Consider the following 16,831-nt stretch of genomic DNA (forward strand, 5'->3'; position numbering starts at 1 on the left):
TCGTCTACCGCTTTGTGCCAGGGGCTTTCGAGTATTGGGACGCTGCACGCAGACCGAAGCGTCAACGCCCTGCCAGTTCTTTCCTATTGCACGACGCCAGCGGGCAATCTCTGAGCCTCGAGCAACGCCGACCGTCCCTTTCGCCAGGTGCCAGGTGGAATGCCGACGAACTTTTTGAAGGCGCGATTGAAGGCGGCTTCCGACTCGTAGCCGACCTCGGCACCCGCCTGCGCGATGCTCATTCCGGGCCGTTCGAGCAGACGTCCCGCCAGCTGCAGACGCCAGCGAGCAAGATAGTGCATCGGCGAGACCTCGACATAGTGGGTAAAGCGGCTCGCAAACGCTGTGCGTGAGAGCCCCACTTCGCGGGCGAGCCGGTCCAATGTCCATTCATCCCTTGGGCGAGCGTGGATGAGCCGGAGCGCCTCGCCGACGTGTGGATCCCGTAGGCCTGACAGCCAGCCGCGCGAATCGTCGGGGAGGGTCTCGAGATGGCGGCGGATGATCTCGACAAACATCAGCTCGCTCAGCTTGGCAAGAATCGTTTCACAGCCCGCCCGCCCACTGCCACCTTCTGCCAGCGCCAGCCGAAAAAGGTCGATAACCCAGCTGCTTCCATCGGCGGGCTTGCGGGCACACAGGATGGCCGGCAATGCGGCGAGGAGAGGATTGAAGGGACGCGCATCGCAGCCAAGATACCCGCAAATGAACCGGGTCCGCTCGTCTCCCCCGCCCCCATGGATCACCGCGAACGGCAGGCTCTCGTCTATCGGCCGATAATACATCGCCATATTGGGCTCGCCCCGCGCCCCCGGCGAGGAGCTCAACACATTCGGAACACCACCGGGGAAGACAACGACATCACCGGCGTTCACGAGCACCGGGGGGACGGAATCGTCTGCCAGCGCGGCCCAGCACGACCCCGACATCACGGCATGAAAGGAAATGATGTGCTCTGCCTCCGGCATGACGGCGGCGGCAATGTCGGCCGTGCCCGGCGACTCGCCAACCCAGGGAGAACTGGCGTCGACGTCGAAATAGATCGCACCCGTGAGGCGAACAGCTCGGAGCACATCGGAAAGGACATCCATGCACTACACCTCCGGGAACGATCGGCTACTCCCTTTGACAATGAGTTTTTCGGTCAGGCATCGAACTATCCGGCAATACAGCCGCCCGAGCAACCATCCATCCGGTCTAATCCTACTCTGAACGATCGGGCAACAGAAATGGACGATGTGACATTTGCGGGAGCAGCGGACGGGACTAGCGTTTCATCGGCCGGCCGACAGGTCCAATAACAGGGAGGAATGTCATGCACGATGAAGACATCATCAAATTCGCAGCAAGCCTGCGGGGCGAAGTGATCCGCGCCGGCGACGCCGGCTATGACGAAGCCCGCAAGCTCTACAACGGCATGATCGACAAGCGGCCGCTGATCATCGCCCGCTGTGTGGACGTCGCCGACGTGATCACAGCGGTGAATTTCGGCCGCGACAACAATTTGCTGGTTGCGGTACGTGGCGGCGGCCATAACGGACCAGGATTGGGGAGCTGCGACGACGGTCTGGTGATCGACCTGTCGGCGATGAACGGCGTGCGCGTCGATCCGGATGCCCGTACGGCGCGGGTAGGCCCGGGCTGCACTCAGGGCGACGTCGATCACGCCACCCATGCGTTTGGCCTGGCCGTACCGGCGGGGATCATCTCGACCACCGGGGTCGCCGGACTGACGTTGAGCGGCGGCCATGGCTATCTGACGCGCAAATATGGCCTGACCATCGACAATCTGATCGAGGCCGATGTCGTGCTTGCCGATGGAAGCTTCGTCACCGCCAGCAAGGAGCGGAACCCCAACCTGTTCTGGGCGCTTCGCGGCGGCGGCGGCAATTTCGGCATCGTCACCAGCTTTGTGTTCAAGCTCCACCAGGTCAGCATGGTCTTTGCGGGGCCGATCGCATGGGATCAGCGCCACGCCCGCACCATCATGCAGCATTATCGCGAGTTCCTGCCGAACGCGCCCGAGGAACTCGGGATCTTCCTCGGGCTCAAGACCGTCCTCTCGAGCGCACCGTTCCCGGAAGAGTTTTGGGGAAAGCGGATGTGTCTGCTGATGTGCTGCTACAACGGCCCGGAGGAAAAGGGCAGAGAGGCGCTGGCCCCGCTGCTCGATGCGCTGCCCGCGCCCTGGTTCAACTGGATGGGAACGATGCCCTATCCCGCGGTGCAGAGCATGTTCGATGGGCTCTACCCGAAGGGAATGCAGTGGTACTGGCGGGGCGATTTCGTCAAGACGCTGTCCGACGAGGCGATCGACGCCCATCTCGAGCAGGCGGCGAAGACGCCGAGCGAGCTATCGCTCATGCACCTCTACCCGATCGACGGCGCGGTCCATCGCGTCGGCAAAGACGAGACACCCTGGAATTACCGTGATGCAACCTGGTCGATGGTCATCGCCGGGATCGATCCGGACCCACAGAAAGCCGGGCCGGTGACCCGCTGGACCAAGGCCTACTGGGAGGCCGTGCATCCGTTCGATCTGGGTGGCGCCTACCTGAACTTCATGATGGATGACGAGGGCGAAGGAAGGCTCAAGGCGGCTTATGGCGACAATTATGAGCGCCTGGCTACGCTGAAGAAGAAATACGACCCAAACAACCTCTTCCGGGTGAACCAAAACATCCGGCCGGCTGCTTGACGGCGGCGACCGGCCAGGCCGGCAAGTGTCGTACCGGCTGCGGGCCAGCTAAGGCTTGGCCGGTACGATAAGGCGGCCGGTTAGGGCGCTCGCTGGCCTGCCAGCGGGATACTCGGCCGCGCTCGCCGACCGTGTTCCATGAGACATGTCCGGCATGCGTCAAAAGCGGTCGGCCCGCACCCTTAGGGTCACCCGTAGCCCCGCTTCAACCGACAAGTCCGGGAGAGTAGGCCTCACGGTCAACGCGTTATGCCTCAACGACTGCTTCTCGCCAGGCCGATCGCGCCGGCAGCCACCGATAGTTTACGCCTCGATGTGGACGTCCGACCTCACGACGACATCCTCCAAGTGCTTATCGAGAACCGGTACTCCCTCCAGAACTAGATAAATTAGCAGTTTCTTAAGTGCCTTTGGAACTTTGTAGCTTTCGTTCCATTTTCAACCGCATGCGAGAGTCTGTGGTCCACGACCCTGGAATGACGGTGAACAGGTCACCGCCTCGCTACTCGCTGGTCCTGCCCGTATACAATGAAGAACAGGTGCTTCCTCGGCTGATCGAGCGGATCAGTTCGCTTATCGGCCGGCTGGACGGCGAAACGGAGGCCATCTTCGTCGATGACGGAAGCCTCGATGGAAGCGTCGAATACCTCCAAAAGGTGGTTGCCGCCGAGCCGCGCTTTCGGCTGATCGAATTTTCCCGCAATTTCGGTCACCAGGTGGCGATTACCGCCGGTATGGACGCCGCTGCGGGCGATGCCGTCATCGTCATGGATGCAGACCTGCAGGACCCGCCGGAAGTCGTTCTCGACCTGGTGGCAAAGTGGAAGGAAGGCTTCGAGATCGTCTATGCCCGCCGAGTCAAGCGCGAGGGCGAATCCTGGTTCAAGCGCTTTACGGCAAGTCTTTTTTATCGCCTGCTGGAGAAAATGACGTCGGTCGATATTCCGCGCGACGTCGGCGACTTCCGCCTGGTCGGCCGCAAGGCGCTGGAAACCTTCAAGCATATGCCCGAACATGACCGCTTCGTCAGGGGCATGTTCGGCTGGATGGGCTTCAAGCAGACGGCAGTGCCATTTGAGCGCCACGCCCGAACCCTGGGCCAGACCAAATACCCATTCTGGAAGATGATGCACCTTGCGGTTCACGGCATCGTTAGTTTCTCCGAGAAGCCGTTGCGCCTGGCCCTCTGGGGCGGATTGGCCATTTCCGCGCTTGCGGTGGTCTTTGGTGCCTACGCCATCTTTGCCTGGTTTTTTGAAACCGGCATCATTGCCGGCTGGACATCAACCGTGGTGATCGTGTCGCTCCTGTGCGGCATCAACCTTTTCATGACCGGCGTGGTCGGGCTCTATGTCGGCAGCATCCACGCCGAGGTGAAACGCCGCCCGCTGTATGTGATCGATCGGCTCACCGGCTTCGACGAGGCGATGCGTGCCGTCTCTGGTGAGCGCCGCCGATCGTTTCACAAGCCCAGGAGTGGAGTCCCCGCCAATGGGCGAACTCTTCGACAGCTATAATTCCAACTATGGCGAGGCGGTCGAAGGGTCCATCCGGTTTTCCGGACTCAGGCACGACTTCTTCCTTGTCGCCAAGGCGGACCTGCTGCGGCGTCTGCTCGTCGAGCGAAAGCTTGGACAGGGTGGGGCGACCGTAAGGGCGCTGGATATCGGCTGCGGCGTCGGTTCGCTCCACCCCTACCTCGAAGGTGCTTTCGACAGCCTGGATGGCTGCGACGTCTCGCAAGAATCGATCTTGCGTGCCAGCCAAGACAATTCGCGTGTGGCCTACAGGACCTGCAGCACGCAGCGGCTGCCTTATGAGGACGGCACGTTCGATCTGGCTTTCGCCAGCTGCGTCGTCCATCATGTCTCGCCCGCTGTCTGGCTGGATTTCTTCCTGGAACTGCGCCGCGTCGTGCGGCCGGGCGGCGTCGCCTGCATCATCGAGCACAATCCCTACAATCCACTGACGCGTCTTGCGGTGTTTCGGTGTCCGTTCGACCACGAGGCAGTCCTGCTCAACGCCGCCAAAGCAAGGTCCCTTTTTCAGGAAACAGGCTTCAGGGACATCCGCTCCGAGCATTTTCTGCTGCTACCCTCGGCAACGCCCTTGGCCAAAAAGGTCGAGCGCCTGGTTTCCGCCCTGCCGCTTGGAGCGCAGTATGCGTGCAGTGCGCATGTCTGAGCGCCGTTCGACCGGCGACGCTGGGCTGAGGCTGCTGGCGCGCTTCGGGTCGGTCGGCATTGCTGCAACGATCCTATATGCAGTGATGGCCACCGCTTTGGTCAAATGGCAACGGTTCGGCCTCTCGCCGGTCGGTGCCTCGCTCGCGGCTTATACCGCTGCCGCCCTGTTTTCTTATCTCGCGCATAAGTTCGTGACCTTCGCGTCGAGCGGATCGCATCGATCGGAGGCTCCGCGTTTTCTGTTGTTGACGGCGACAGGCTTCGCCGTTGCCTACGCGGCGCCGGCACTTTTGACCGCGAAATTCGGCCTTCCACCGATCATCGCCATCCTGGTTACATGCTTGCTTGTTCCGGCGGTCAATCTTCTCATACTCGACCGCTGGGTTTTTGCCCAGCGAAGACGCGGCCAGCAGCGTGATCGCCTGCCCTAATCCGCCTCAATGGGATCGAGCCGGAGCGACAACAATTTGATGGAGCGCTTGTAGATGTTGCTGGCGGCCGGACTTGGTGGAATGCCGTCGAGGTAGTCGAAAGCGATGTCGAGTGTTTTAGCCTCGGCGAGAGCCGCCGGTGGGATAACGAACGAGACCGTTCGTGGCTCTTTGCCGGACAGCGTGACCGCATGCGCCCGAACGCGGTTCACCGAGATCACGACCCTTTGCGTGACCTGTGGCGGGCGAATGACGGCGGCCATTTGCAGCGTAGCCGTCAGGCCGTCGCGGAGCGGCGGTATCTTCAGGCGAAGCCGCGAGGTCTCGCCCAGAGAATGGGTGCCGTCGGCAACAGGTCCCGACCAGCCGCAGACCCTCATGCCGGCTGCCTTTTTGGCTCCGTCGGACCGGAACGACACCGTCTCGCCAAGTGTGTAGCTACCGACCGCATCGCGATTGAGGCAGGTCGTCGTCCGGTCGACGTAATAGGCGCGATAGTCGGCATTGACGTTTGGATTGAGAGCAAGCGCAAGGATGATGATTTCCGCCCCGGCCAGAACCGCCGCCAGCGTGTAGCCGCCAAACGAGGCCGCGCGCCGATGCGGGCCCGGAGTGCTAGACCAGGGCAAGATAACCCCCGATCCACGCCGCGGTCATGAAATAGCAGGCGCTGAGGAAGAGGCCCAGAGCCGCAAGACAAGTCAGCTTCGACGCCGACAGCAGCATGGCCAGCAACATTGTCAGAGGCGCAAGCCCAACGACGTATCTGACCATCGAGGCCAGGTTCGTGATCAGCGGCAGGATGATGCAGCAGGCGCAGAACAGCGCGGCGCCATATTGCCTGCGAACCGCCAGAACCGCCGATAGCGCCAGTCCTATGAGTGCAGCGAGCGCGCTCCATTGCGGCGCCGTAGGCAGCCATCCAGTCGTCGGAACGGCCGAGAGTCCATCCCATATGAAGGCGAGCGGATTGCCCGCCACCCGTCCAAACGCGCGCTGGACGTGCAGGAAGGCAAAGCCGTCCCCGACTGTCAGATAGAGGAACAGGATGTAGGCGAACAAGCCGGCAGGCGAGACGACGATTGCGACGAGCAGATCCGGCCGGCCAAGCAACCAACGCGGGAATGACAGCGCCGATCCGCCCTTTGCGCGGTACTCCCCGAACATCTGAATGACGGTCGCAAATACAACAAGCACCCCGACCAGCCTGGTTGCCGACAGGAGAGCCGATGACAGTGCCGCAGCCAGATAGCTGGAGCGTTTGAGCGCCAGAAAAACGCACGAGGTCAGGAGCACGAAAAGAGGTTCGGTCAGGAAAGTCGTAAAATGAAAGGAGAACGGGCCGCTGAGCAGAAAGGCGCAATACAGCGCATAAGCGCGCATGTTCTTCTCCAGCAGCGGCCAAGCCACCAGACAGGCGGCGTAGCTGCACGCGATCGATGTGATCGATGCGACCACTATCGTCGGGAAAGGGAAAACAGACCGGATCGCCGCCACCAGCATCGGATAGAGCGGGAAGAAGCCCCAGCGTCCGACATTGCTCTGGTTTGGGACGGGAAAGCGCTCATAACCGTTTTCGGAAATGCCGACATACCACGCACAATCCCAGCGGCAGAGCGCCTGGGCATAGGCCGCGAAGCCTGGTTCCGCCGAAACCGAAGCAAATGCGGCATAGCGGATGGCCAGCCCACTGACGACGAACAGCAGCGGCACCGCCGCGACCGCAAAAAAGCGGCCGCCAGCGTTCGGACGCGCGACAGCTTCGAGCGCCACAATCTGCCTCCACCCATTCAAGTGGCTGGCGCCACCCAACGCTAGATGACGCGCGGCCCGGCGAATTCAAGGCATGCAACGCGGCTCAAATGGCGATACCGCTACCCCGCGCTCCTGAGCCAGACCAGCATCTCGCCGCATCACGTTGAAATGGGTTCAGTCAACGCATTTAACCCGTCGCGTGGGTATTTGTGCAGTCAAGCTGTTGTACACGACAGTTCGGATTCTGATATCGCGCCGGTGTACTCGGCCCTTGAGAATCCTTCAGCCTTCGGCAACATGGCGGCAAGGCTGAGAGCATGAGGATGAGCAAGGTCATTTCCGCCGCATCACGGCGTTCGCCGCGCAAGACACCGATGGCGCTGACCGAGGCGCTGGTCGCCCGCACCTTGCGTGCGGTCGAGGATGCCGGGCCGACGCCGGGCATGGTCTACATGACCGATGCCGATTACGCGCGCATTCGCGACGAGGTGTTGGCCGGCGCGCCGGCCGGGCCGGTGAAGCTGTTCGCCTATGGCTCGCTGCTGTGGAAGCCGGCCGGCGAGGTCAGGGGTGGCGAACGGGCCGTGGCGACGGGCTGGCACCGTTCGTTCTGTTTTACGGTGCAGCGCTTCAGGGGCACCGTCGAGCAGCCCGGCCTGATGATGGCGCTCGACCGCGGCGGCCAATGCCAGGGCATGGTGTTCGAGATCGCCGAGCCCGTGGCGGCCAATCTCGAAGCGCTGCTGCGCCGCGAGATGACCATCCTGCCCTCCGTCAACGTGCCGCGCTGGCTGCAGGTCAGGACAGCCGACGGCATGGGCCAAACGCTTGGTTTCGTTGTCGATCGCGCCAATCCGCGCTATGCTGGCAAACTCGACAAGCGAGCGATAGCGGCGACCCTGGCCAACGCCGTCGGCCATTGGGGTTCGGGCGCCGAATATCTGTTCGAGACCATTCGCCATCTCGACGCCTGCGGCATCCGCGACCGCAATCTCTGGCAGTTGCAGGAACTTGTGGCCGAGGAGATCGGTCGGGCGCTGCCGCCGGGCTTCATTCGTCCCTGAGCCAGACCAGCATCTCGCCGGGGCCGCGGTTGTCCCAGGCGAAATACGGCACGGCGGTGAGCTTCGCTTCCTCCACCGCAGGCGGTTCGGTGCGGTAGAGCCCCTCTTCCCAGTTTTCGAAAGCCTCCTTTTTGGCGATCGCCGAAAGTGTCACGACGCCGCCCAGAAGGTTCGGCTGCTGATGCGCCTCGATGTCGGCCGTGCGCGGCAGAGCGATGCGGTGCAACTGGCTGGAATTGTCGGTCTCCTCGACGCAATAGATCAGCGGCCCGCGCGCCAGTGCGACACGGCCGATATCCTGCCGCACCTGCGGGTTGGCGTATAGACGGTCGACCGCCATCTCGAGGTCGAGCTCGACGCGGTCGCCTTTGCGCCATTCGCGGCGGATCGCGGCATAACCGTCGCTGGTGGCAGCAGCCAGATCGACATCGGCGCCGTTGACCTTGAGCGTTGCCTTGCGGCACCAGCCCGGCAGGCGCAGGTGCAAGCTGAACGCGGTCGGCGCTTCCGGTTCGACGGAGATCGAGACCGCACCGTCCCAGGGATAATTGCTGGTCTGGGTCAGCTCTATTTGCCGGCCCGCGATATCGAAACGAGCCGTGCCGTTTCCATAGAGATGGACGGCGAGTGCGTCGTCCGACAGGCCATAGAAATAGCTGCCGATCGAGGCGACCATGCGCCCGACATTGGGCGGGCAGCACGGGCAGCGATGCCATTTCCAGCGGTGGTGGGCGCCGCGGCTCTCCAGCGGATTTTCGTAGAAGAACAGCGAGCCGTCGAGCGACAGGCCCGAGATCGAGCCGTTGTAAAGCGCCCGCTCCATGATGTCGGCGTAGCGCGCATTTGGGCCCATGCCGAGCATGCGGCTCGCCCAGAACACCAGGCCAACCGAAGCGCAGGTCTCGGCATAGGCGGTGTCGTTGGGCAGGTCGTAGTCGGCAGTGAAACCCTCATTGTGCGAGGACGGCCCGAGGCCGCCGGTGACGTAGAGGTTCTTGGTCATGAGATCGTCCCACAACCGGTCGAGCGCCACCCGCAGCGTGTCGTCGCCATATTCGGTGGCGATGTCGGCCATGCCCGAATAGAGATACATCGCTCGCACCGCATGGCCGACGACCTTGTCCTGCTCGCGTACCGGTTTGTGCGACTGGTTGTATTCGTAGGTCTTGAAATGATACGCCTTGGGGTCGGCGCCGCGGGCCCGCGCTTCCTCGTCGAAATAATGCGGCTGCTGGCCGCGCTGGTCGATGAAGTATTTGGCAAGCTCCATATATTTGCGCTCGCCCGTCACCCGCGCCAGCTTGACCAGCGCCAGCTCGATCTCCTCATGGCCGCAATAGCCCTTTTTCTTGCCGGGCTCGGGACCGAACGTCTCGGCGATATGGTCGACATAACGGCACATGATGTCGAGCAGCTTGCGCTTGCCGGTGGCCTGGTAGTAGGCGACGGCGCCTTCGATCAGATGGCCGGCGCAATAGAGCTCGTGGCAGTCGCGCAGATTGGTCCAGCGCAGGCCGGGCTGGATGCGCTGGTACCAGCTCGACAGATAGCCGTCGGGCTGCTGCAGCTTGCCGTACATATCGATGACGGCGTCGATCTTCTTCTCCAGCTCGTCGTTGCGGCGGCGGTAGAGCGAATAGGCGGCGGTCTCGATGGTCTTGCCCCAATCCGAATCCCAAAACATCTGCGTCGTCACCGTCGAGCCGGTGAACTCGTTGCCGGCGGTGGCTGCCTCGTCCGGCGAGGGTGAGTGGAACGGGATGACGACGCCGGGCGACGGCCGGTCCGGGTCGATCTGCTCGAGCATGCGCGCCTCGACGCAGCGGTCATAGAGGATGCCGGCGGTCTTCGAGGCGACGGCATCGACGCGGTCGCCCCAGAAGCCGCGCACCTCGACCTGCGGCACCGGCAGCGGGCGGAAGGCGAGTTTCGGCTTGGCGCCCTGACTGGCGGATTGCGATGCGGTCATCAATTCACTCCGGTTCGGTTCGATTGGTCACTTCACGGCCCCTGCCATCAGGCCGCGGATGTAGAAGCGCTGCAGCAACAGGAAGAGCACGAGGCACGGCACCATCATGACGGTGACGCCGGCCTGCACCGCGCCCCAGTCGATGGCGCCGAAGCGGCCGGACTGGAGTGCGGTCATCATGATGGGCAGCGTGAATTTGGACTGGTCGGTCATCAGCACGAGGGCCGCCAGAAACTCGTTCCAGGCGCCGAGGAAGGCGAACAGCGCGATGGTGACGATGCCCGGCCAGACCAGCGGCAGCATCACCCTCAAGAGCATGGTGACATTGTTGGCGCCGTCCATGCGTGCGGCCTCCTCGATCTCGCGCGGCACCGCGTCGAAGGCGTTGCGCATCATGAAGATCGAGAACGGCAGCTGCAGCGTGACATAGACGCAGACCAGCCCGGTCAGCGTGTTGTGCAGGCCGATTTTTGTCAGCACCAGGAAGATCGGCGTCAGGATCGACTGGAACGGGATCATGATCGTCGACAGGATGACGACGAAGAGCAGGTTCTTCAGCGGAAAACGGAAGCGCGAGAAACCGTAGCCGGCGAGCACGCTGACGATCACCGACAGCACCACGGTCATGACCGAGACGTAGATGCTGTTTTGCGCCGGCAGCCAGAGGCCATCGCCGAAGGTGTTGAGCGTGGCGTAGTTCTCGAGCGAGATGCCGCTGGTCGGCCAGGGGGGCAGCGGCGGCTGGCGCGCTTCCTGCGCCGGCTTGAAGGCCGAAAGCACCGTCCAGGCGATCGGCGCCAGGAACAGAATGGACGCGAGAATGCCGGTCGAGTGCTCGGCAATCTGCATGCCGATGCGGCGTTTGCGGCTCCTTGCCTGCGCCATCAGTCGACCCCCTCGGGCTGGCGCAGCAGCCGCAGCTGGACGAGACTGAGCGCCACCAGGATGACCAGCAGGACCATCGAAAGTGCCGCGCCATAGCCGAGCTTGAACGACACGAAGGACTGGTTGAAGATCCAGTAGACGGCGGTCAGCGTCTGGTTGCGCGGGCCGCCGCGCAGGATGATGTAGAACTGGTCGAAGGCGAGGATCGAGCCGGCCACCGACAGGATCAGCGCCAGCGCCAGCGTGCGGCGCATCAAGGGCAAGGTAATCGCCCGGAACCGCGCGAATGGCCCTGCCCCGTCGATCATTGCCGCTTCCTGCAGATCCGGCGGGATCGATTGCAGGCCGGTCATCAGGATGATCATGGTAAAGCCCGCCACCTTCCACACCACCATGGCGATGATCGACCAGAAGGCCGGCTGGAAGGTCGCCAAAAGGTTGAATTTCTTCTCGGTCAGGCCAAGCTCGAAGGCGGCCGGGCTGAACAGGCCGGAATCGACATTGAGCAGCCATGACCACAAAAGGCTGGCCGAGGCGAAGCCGATGACCGCCGGCATGAAGAAGGACGTCCGGTAGAAGCCCGTCAGCTGCCGCGGCCTTTCGATGAACAGCGCCAGCGGAAAGGCGACGGCGAAGATCGCGATCGTGACCACCACCGTGTAGTAGCCGGTGAACTTCAGCGCGTTCCAGAAGCGGGTGTCGCGCAGGATCGCCCAGTAATTGTCGAGCCCGACAAAGCTGTGCGCGCCCATCAGCGGCCAGTTGTGCAGCGACATCCAGGCGGTCATGCAAAGCGGCACGATGAAGAAGACGACGACAAGCGCGACGGCCGGCGCGACATAGAGCAGGCCGATCCACTGCCGGCGGCCGGCGCCAACGAGTTTGCGGGGGCGCGTCGGGGCGGAGATTGCTGTTATGGTGGTCATGGCTGGCCGCTCGCCTTCCCTTCTCCCCCTGTGGGAGAAGGTGGATCGGCGCGCAGCGCCGAGACGGATGAGGGGTGTTGGACCAGCCATATTGCCAAGCTGGAGCACCCCTCATCCGACCGAGCTTCGCTCGGCCCCCTTCTCCCACAAGGGGAGAAGGGGGAGCCGACCCAACAGGGCTTGGGTTCCTCGCCCCTACGATGTGGGGGAGAAGAACCCAAGCTGGAGAGCAGACCCGACAGATGCCTCAAAACTTCCATGAGATAGCCCTGCATTGACGCATGCAATGTCCGGCCACCCGCCCAGGGAGACGGGCGGGCAGCCGGACGGCGCCAGCCTACTTCTGCGGCGCCGAATCGATGATCGACTGCATGGTCTCCTGCGCATTGGCGATGGCGCCGTCGACGTCTTCGCCGAAAAAGACCTCGTTCATCATCTGGTTCCACGGACCGTTGGCCGAGTTGATCAGGTCGTTGAACACCACCGAATAGGGCGTGCGGCCCTTGGCCATGGCTTCGGCGGCAACCTTGTAGCGCGGGTCGAGGTCTTTCAGCGCCTCATTGGCGATGTCGCCGCGCACCGGCAGGCTGCCGTATTTCGCCAGGATGGTCTGGCCTTCGAGCGAATAGGCGAAATCGAGGAACTCCTTCACCACCGCAACCTTGGTGGTGCCCTTGGTGACGACGAAATTGTCGCCGCCGGCAAACGACGACCAGCCGCCGTCCTTGCCGGGCAGGAAGGTGATGCCGTAGTCGATGTCGGGATATTGCGTGTTCAGCGCGCCGATGGCGAAGGCGCCGGACGGCGAGATGCCGATGTTGCCGGTGGCGAAGGCGGCAAAGAAGTTGGAGCCGGTGTCGGTCTGCGCGCCTGAAGGCACCAGGTCCTTCTTGACCATCGAACGGTAGAGGTCGATGGCGCCGCGCATCTGCGGCGTGTCCAGCGTCGCCTTGGAGCCGTCCTCCGTCAGGATGTCGCCGCCCGAGGCCCAGATCAGCGGCGTGAAGGTGAAGATGTTGCAGCCGCCGCAATTGCCGGAGAAGTAGAAGCCCTTGATGTCGCCGCCGAGCGCGTTGACCTTTTCGGCGTCGCTCTCGATCTCGGCCCAGTTGGTCGGGCCCTTTTCCGGGTCGAGGCCGGCCTGCTTGAACAGCTTCTTGTTCCAGATCAGCACCGAGGAATCCGCCGAGAACGGCAGCCCGTAGATGCGGCCCTTATAGGTGCCGGTCTTGACATGTGCCGGCGACAGGCTGGCGAAATAGGGCAGCGATTTCGCCCAGTCGGTGATGTCCTCCAGCTGGCCGGCGGCGGCGAAGGAGGGCGTGTAGATCAGGTCGAGCGAGAGTGCATCCGGCGCGGTGCCGCCGGCGGCGGCCGCACCATATTTCGGGATGATTTCGGCGTTGGGGATGATGTCGAGCTTGATCTGGTTCTGATGCCCCTTGTTGAAGGCATCGACGATGCGCGGCATGAAGTTCGAGCCGTCGGCGCGAACCCAGATGTTGGCGGTGTCGGCGGCGGCCGAGCCGACTGCTGCCAGCGTGCCGAAAATGCTCGCGGCGATGGCGAGCCCGGTAATGGTGGTTCTCATGCTTCTCCTCCACATGGTTTTAACTCGACCGCGCCCCAGCGCTTTGCAATCGACACGGCCCGTTTCGTTTCAGCCGTCCGGCGGACGGCCGCATGACTGACGCACCACCAGCCGGCACGGCAGTTTTCTGATGCCCGGCAAAGCGGGTTCGCCGCCGACGAGCGAAAGCAAGGCAAGGCCGGCCTCGCGGCCAAGTGCTGCGAGATTCATGTCGACCGAGGTCAGCGGCGGCCGGGTCGCCTCGGCGACGATCTGCCAATTGTCGAAGCCGATGACGCCGACCTCGTCCGGCACGCCGATACCGCGCTCGCGCAAGGCGTCGATGACGCCGCGCGCGATCTGGTCGTTGCCGCAAAACACCGCGTCCGGTTTTTCGCGCGTGCCGTCAAACCCCTCGCGGTCGAACAGCGTCTTGACCGCCTCATGCCCCCACGCCTCCGACCACGAGCCGAGCAGCGGCTCCATGACCGGCAGGCCGTTCTCGGCCAGCACCGCGCGATAGGCCTCGGCGCGGGCATGCACCACGGCAAAGCTCGCCGGGCCGCTGACATGGGCGATGCGCCGCCGCCCGAGCCGGCAAAAGTGCTCGACCGCCAGCCGCGCCCCGCCGGCATCGTCGGACACGAAAGCGATGGCGTTTGGATCGGGCTCGGTGAAGGCATAGATCGCCGGAATGCCGAGATTGGCGAGATCGACCGGCAGGTGGCGGTCGATGCGCTTGCCGGTGGCGATGATGCCGTCGACGCGCTTGTCGAGCATGGCATCGACATGCAGCCGCGCAAGGCGCGGGTCGTCCTCGACATTGCACAAAAACACCGAGACGCCGGCATCGACCAGCGCATCGGAAACGCCGGCCATCAGCGGCAGCGAAAAGCGGCCATAGGTGTCGTTGGTCAAAAGCCCGACGGTAAAGGAGCGCCGCCGCAACAGGCTCTGCGCCAGGCTGTTCGGGCGAAAGCCAAGCCGCTGCGCCGTCTTGCGAATCCGGGTCCGCGTCTCGGCCGTCATTCGCCCCTGCCCGTTCAGCGCCTTGGACGCCGTGGCAACGCTGACGCCGGCAATAGCCGCCACTTCACGCAAGGTGACGGGCTGCTTGGCGGGCGTTGGCTGGACGTCGGACGCCATGATTTGAATATGATCCTCCCAGGTGGGAAAAGCTTTTCTCTTATGGCCCCTCAGGGTGCTGATTGGTGATGTCAGCGATGCGAGGCGAGTTGGGAAAAGGTTTTCTCAAGGGAGAGATTAGGACGAAGGATGTGGGGATGGCAAGGGGGAATGGCCGCTCAGCGGCACCGCGATCGAACAATCGCGGTGCCGCAGTCTACCCGTACGGCTAGCAGCTCTCAGTCTGCGGATCGCACGCCTTGTTTTTCTGCTTCTCCGGCTTGGGCTTGGCCGCCTGTTCCGGCTCGGCTTGCTGCTGCTCGGCGGGCTGCTCCTTGGCCTTCCGCTTCTCAGGCTTGGCCGCCTGCTCGGGCTCGGCCTGCTGCTGCTCGGCGGCGGGCTGCTTCCTGGTCTTCTGCTTCTCAGGCTTGGCCGCCTGTTCCGGCTCGCCCTGCTGCTGCTCGGCGGCGGGCTGCTTCTTGGTCTTCGGCTTCTCAGGCTTGGCCGTCTGTTCCGGCTCGGCCTGTTGCTCCTCGGCGGCGGGCTGCTTCTTGGTCTTCGGCTTCTCAGGCTTGGCCGTCTGTTCCGGCTCGGCCTGTTGCTGCTCGGCGGCGGGCTGCGTCTTGGTCTTCTGCTTCTCAGGCTTGGCCGCCTGTTCCGGCTCGCCCTGTTGCTGCTCGGCGGCGGGCTGCTCCTTGGCCTTCGGCTTCTCAGGCTTGGCCGCCTTGCCAGGCTCGGCCTGCTGCTGCTCGGTGGCCGGCTGCTCCCCGACCTTCGGCTTCTCAGGCTTGGCGGTTTCTTCGGGCTTGGCCTGCTCGGTCGTTGCAGCGCCTTCGGTCGGCTTCGATTTTCGGCCAGCCTGAACCTGCTTCACCTCCTCGATGTCTTTGAGCTTAGCTGGTTTGGCCTTAGGGTCGGCTTTCACCTCGCCCTCAAAGACAGCGACCGTATCGTTTTCCAGTTTGCCGGACTGCTCGGGCGCGTCGGTCTTGCTGACCTTGACGGCAGTCACCTTCTGGTTCGTCTCCTTTTCGATCACATCGACATCAATGACTTTGTTGATCACGACGTTGTTCCGGATCGTCACGTCGCCGGCCGGCTCGGCCGCCTCGACGATGCGCACAAATTCTGGCTCATCACGGATGACGACGGTAGAAACGTCCGCGGCAAGGAATTCGCGGGTGGGGACCACAACCCAGTAATAATCCGGCGTCGTGTCGAAGGTCACCTCGATTGAAATCAGATCCGGATCGCGGCGCGGCGGCAGCGGAGCCCAAATCATGTGCTCCCTGTCACGACGCCAACTCACCCATGCCGGCGCCCAGCGAGTGCCCGGAACCCAATACCAGCCGATATCGTCGGCATAGCCCCACCGGCCGTAATGGTACGTTGCCCAGCCGAATGGCTCGTCGGATACCCAGAGCCAGCCATACTGCTCGGTATAGACCCAATGTCCAAGCGTATACGGACGCCAGTCGTCAGGCACATCGACCGGCACGAAAACGGTCGCTCCGTGATACGAGACCCAATCGCCGTAGGAAGACAGGTCTTCATAGAATGTGCTGATCGAAACGGTGGTGGCAGCCCTTGCCTCGGACACAAGCGACAATGGCGCAATTGGGTTGGGAATCTCGACGACCGTGAGCAGGCAGGCGGTTACGCCGCCCAGCATCAGTCGCACCGCATGTTGGGCGAGGACGCGTTTCATCGTAATCTTCCTCCGAAACAGATCGCCCTTCATCCTACAAACCCGCCGGCTGCCGGATTGTTCCATTTCGCCGATGTTACCCGCATCCGCTCACGCAACGGCTTGGCATCGCATGATGATATTTGGGATCAGAGCTGCTTCATGAAGGCGGTGACCGTCACAAATGCGCGCCGAAGGCGCGGCGATAGGTCGTGGTCAGCGGGCCCGACGGTAAGGGAGCCGCCTGAGCAGGCTCTGCGCCAGGCTGTTCGGGCGAAAGCCAAGCCATTGCGCCGTCTCGCGAGTGCGCGTCCGCGTCTCGGCCGTCATCCGCCCCTGCCCGTTCAGCGCTTTGGACGCCGTGGCCACGCTGACGCCGGCAAGCGCCGCCACCTCACGGAGGGTGACCGGCTGCTTGGCAGAAACATGCGTTGGCTGCGCATCGGACGCCATGATTTGGCTATCGATCCTCCCAAGTGGGAAAAGCTTTTTCTCTTATGGCGCTGCGAGGCGCAGAATGGTGAGGTCAGCGGAT

At 63.1% G+C, this 16,831-nt stretch carries 14 protein-coding genes and 1 pseudogene; 5 read left to right on the plus strand and 10 right to left on the minus strand.

Annotated features, from left to right (window positions below; genetic code table 11):
* Window positions 1–83: 83 nt before the first annotated feature.
* Window positions 84–1,091, minus strand: coding sequence for an AraC family transcriptional regulator (locus tag NKH98_RS21340; RefSeq protein ID WP_352901361.1), 1,008 nt, complete (start codon window positions 1,089–1,091; stop codon window positions 84–86).
* A gap of 224 nt (window positions 1,092–1,315) precedes the next feature.
* Here NKH98_RS21340 and NKH98_RS21345 point away from each other — a divergent pair, with 224 nt between their 5' ends.
* The 4 genes from NKH98_RS21345 to NKH98_RS21360 all read left to right on the plus strand — a co-directional run bounded on the left by NKH98_RS21345 (window position 1,316) and on the right by NKH98_RS21360 (window position 5,315).
* Window positions 1,316–2,698 carry an FAD-binding oxidoreductase gene (locus NKH98_RS21345; RefSeq protein ID WP_352901364.1) on the plus strand — a complete coding sequence of 461 codons (1,383 nt, stop codon included), beginning with the start codon at window positions 1,316–1,318 and terminating at the stop codon, window positions 2,696–2,698.
* A 476-nt stretch (window positions 2,699–3,174) separates the two neighbouring features.
* A complete protein-coding gene (locus NKH98_RS21350) occupies window positions 3,175–4,215 on the plus strand; it encodes a glycosyltransferase family 2 protein (RefSeq protein WP_352509473.1) in 1,041 nt (346 codons plus the stop codon).
* Window positions 4,190–4,882: a class I SAM-dependent methyltransferase gene (locus NKH98_RS21355; RefSeq protein WP_352901367.1), complete on the plus strand. Its 693-nt coding sequence runs from the start codon at window positions 4,190–4,192 to the stop codon at window positions 4,880–4,882. The genes NKH98_RS21350 and NKH98_RS21355 overlap by 26 nt, the downstream gene beginning before the upstream one ends.
* On the plus strand, window positions 4,875–5,315 hold the full coding sequence (locus NKH98_RS21360) for a GtrA family protein (protein WP_352901370.1): 441 nt from the start codon (window positions 4,875–4,877) through the stop codon (window positions 5,313–5,315). Before NKH98_RS21355 ends, NKH98_RS21360 begins: the two co-directional genes overlap by 8 nt.
* On the opposite strand, the gene NKH98_RS21365 is transcribed toward NKH98_RS21360, so the two are convergent.
* Together NKH98_RS21365 and NKH98_RS21370 are read right to left on the minus strand one after the other, a co-directional pair.
* A complete protein-coding gene (locus NKH98_RS21365; RefSeq protein ID WP_352901373.1) occupies window positions 5,312–5,944 on the minus strand; it encodes a hypothetical protein in 633 nt (210 codons plus the stop codon). The genes NKH98_RS21360 and NKH98_RS21365 overlap by 4 nt on opposite strands.
* Window positions 5,931–7,088 (minus strand): hypothetical protein, encoded by a 1,158-nt coding sequence (locus NKH98_RS21370; protein WP_352901375.1) that lies wholly within the window; start codon window positions 7,086–7,088, stop codon window positions 5,931–5,933. The genes NKH98_RS21365 and NKH98_RS21370 overlap by 14 nt, the downstream gene beginning before the upstream one ends.
* 305 nt (window positions 7,089–7,393) lie before the next feature.
* On the opposite strand from NKH98_RS21370, the gene NKH98_RS21375 reads away from it, so the two are divergent.
* Entirely contained in the window at window positions 7,394–8,134 is a 741-nt protein-coding gene (locus NKH98_RS21375) for a gamma-glutamylcyclotransferase (protein WP_352901378.1), read from the plus strand.
* Here NKH98_RS21375 and NKH98_RS21380 read toward each other — a convergent pair.
* The 7 genes and pseudogenes from NKH98_RS21380 to NKH98_RS21410 all read right to left on the minus strand — a co-directional run.
* Complete coding sequence (locus NKH98_RS21380) at window positions 8,121–10,103, minus strand: glycoside hydrolase family 127 protein (RefSeq protein WP_352901381.1); 1,983 nt, start codon at window positions 10,101–10,103, stop codon at window positions 8,121–8,123. The genes NKH98_RS21375 and NKH98_RS21380 overlap by 14 nt on opposite strands.
* Window positions 10,104–10,130: 27 nt before the next feature.
* Window positions 10,131–10,988: a carbohydrate ABC transporter permease gene (locus tag NKH98_RS21385; RefSeq protein ID WP_352901384.1), complete on the minus strand. Its 858-nt coding sequence runs from the start codon at window positions 10,986–10,988 to the stop codon at window positions 10,131–10,133.
* Window positions 10,988–11,914 carry a carbohydrate ABC transporter permease gene (locus tag NKH98_RS21390; RefSeq protein WP_352901387.1) on the minus strand — a complete coding sequence of 309 codons (927 nt, stop codon included), beginning with the start codon at window positions 11,912–11,914 and terminating at the stop codon, window positions 10,988–10,990. The genes NKH98_RS21385 and NKH98_RS21390 overlap by 1 nt, the downstream gene beginning before the upstream one ends.
* Before the next feature lie 337 nt (window positions 11,915–12,251).
* The gene (locus NKH98_RS21395) at window positions 12,252–13,505 is read right to left on the minus strand and encodes an ABC transporter substrate-binding protein (protein WP_352901390.1); all 1,254 of its coding nucleotides are present in this window, start codon (window positions 13,503–13,505) and stop codon (window positions 12,252–12,254) included.
* A gap of 69 nt (window positions 13,506–13,574) precedes the next feature.
* Window positions 13,575–14,630, minus strand: coding sequence for a LacI family DNA-binding transcriptional regulator (locus NKH98_RS21400; RefSeq protein WP_352901393.1), 1,056 nt, complete (start codon window positions 14,628–14,630; stop codon window positions 13,575–13,577).
* Between the two features lie 208 nt (window positions 14,631–14,838).
* The gene (locus tag NKH98_RS21405; RefSeq protein WP_352901396.1) at window positions 14,839–16,317 is read right to left on the minus strand and encodes a DUF6600 domain-containing protein; all 1,479 of its coding nucleotides are present in this window, start codon (window positions 16,315–16,317) and stop codon (window positions 14,839–14,841) included.
* A gap of 219 nt (window positions 16,318–16,536) precedes the next feature.
* Window positions 16,537–16,749: pseudogene (locus NKH98_RS21410) on the minus strand (LacI family DNA-binding transcriptional regulator); the annotation flags it as partial.
* Window positions 16,750–16,831 lie beyond the last annotated feature (82 nt).

This window comes from Mesorhizobium sp. M0833, from assembly GCF_040319905.1.
Taxonomy (GTDB): Bacteria; Pseudomonadota; Alphaproteobacteria; order Rhizobiales; family Rhizobiaceae; genus Mesorhizobium.

What these genes read in the sequence shown, in the direction of transcription:
- NKH98_RS21340 (WP_352901361.1), bottom strand. Translation starts at nt 1,091, where the DNA reads ATGGATGTCCTTTCCGATGTGCTCCGAGCTGTTCGCCTCACGGGTGCG.
- NKH98_RS21345 (WP_352901364.1), top strand. Translation starts at nt 1,316, where the DNA reads ATGCACGATGAAGACATCATCAAATTCGCAGCAAGCCTGCGGGGCGAA.
- NKH98_RS21350 (WP_352509473.1), top strand. Translation starts at nt 3,175, where the DNA reads ATGACGGTGAACAGGTCACCGCCTCGCTACTCGCTGGTCCTGCCCGTA.
- NKH98_RS21355 (WP_352901367.1), top strand. Translation starts at nt 4,190, where the DNA reads ATGGGCGAACTCTTCGACAGCTATAATTCCAACTATGGCGAGGCGGTC.
- NKH98_RS21360 (WP_352901370.1), top strand. Translation starts at nt 4,875, where the DNA reads ATGTCTGAGCGCCGTTCGACCGGCGACGCTGGGCTGAGGCTGCTGGCG.
- NKH98_RS21375 (WP_352901378.1), top strand. Translation starts at nt 7,394, where the DNA reads ATGAGCAAGGTCATTTCCGCCGCATCACGGCGTTCGCCGCGCAAGACA.
- NKH98_RS21380 (WP_352901381.1), bottom strand. Translation starts at nt 10,103, where the DNA reads ATGACCGCATCGCAATCCGCCAGTCAGGGCGCCAAGCCGAAACTCGCC.
- NKH98_RS21385 (WP_352901384.1), bottom strand. Translation starts at nt 10,988, where the DNA reads ATGGCGCAGGCAAGGAGCCGCAAACGCCGCATCGGCATGCAGATTGCC.
- NKH98_RS21390 (WP_352901387.1), bottom strand. Translation starts at nt 11,914, where the DNA reads ATGACCACCATAACAGCAATCTCCGCCCCGACGCGCCCCCGCAAACTC.
- NKH98_RS21395 (WP_352901390.1), bottom strand. Translation starts at nt 13,505, where the DNA reads ATGAGAACCACCATTACCGGGCTCGCCATCGCCGCGAGCATTTTCGGC.
- NKH98_RS21400 (WP_352901393.1), bottom strand. Translation starts at nt 14,630, where the DNA reads ATGGCGTCCGACGTCCAGCCAACGCCCGCCAAGCAGCCCGTCACCTTG.
- NKH98_RS21405 (WP_352901396.1), bottom strand. Translation starts at nt 16,317, where the DNA reads ATGAAACGCGTCCTCGCCCAACATGCGGTGCGACTGATGCTGGGCGGC.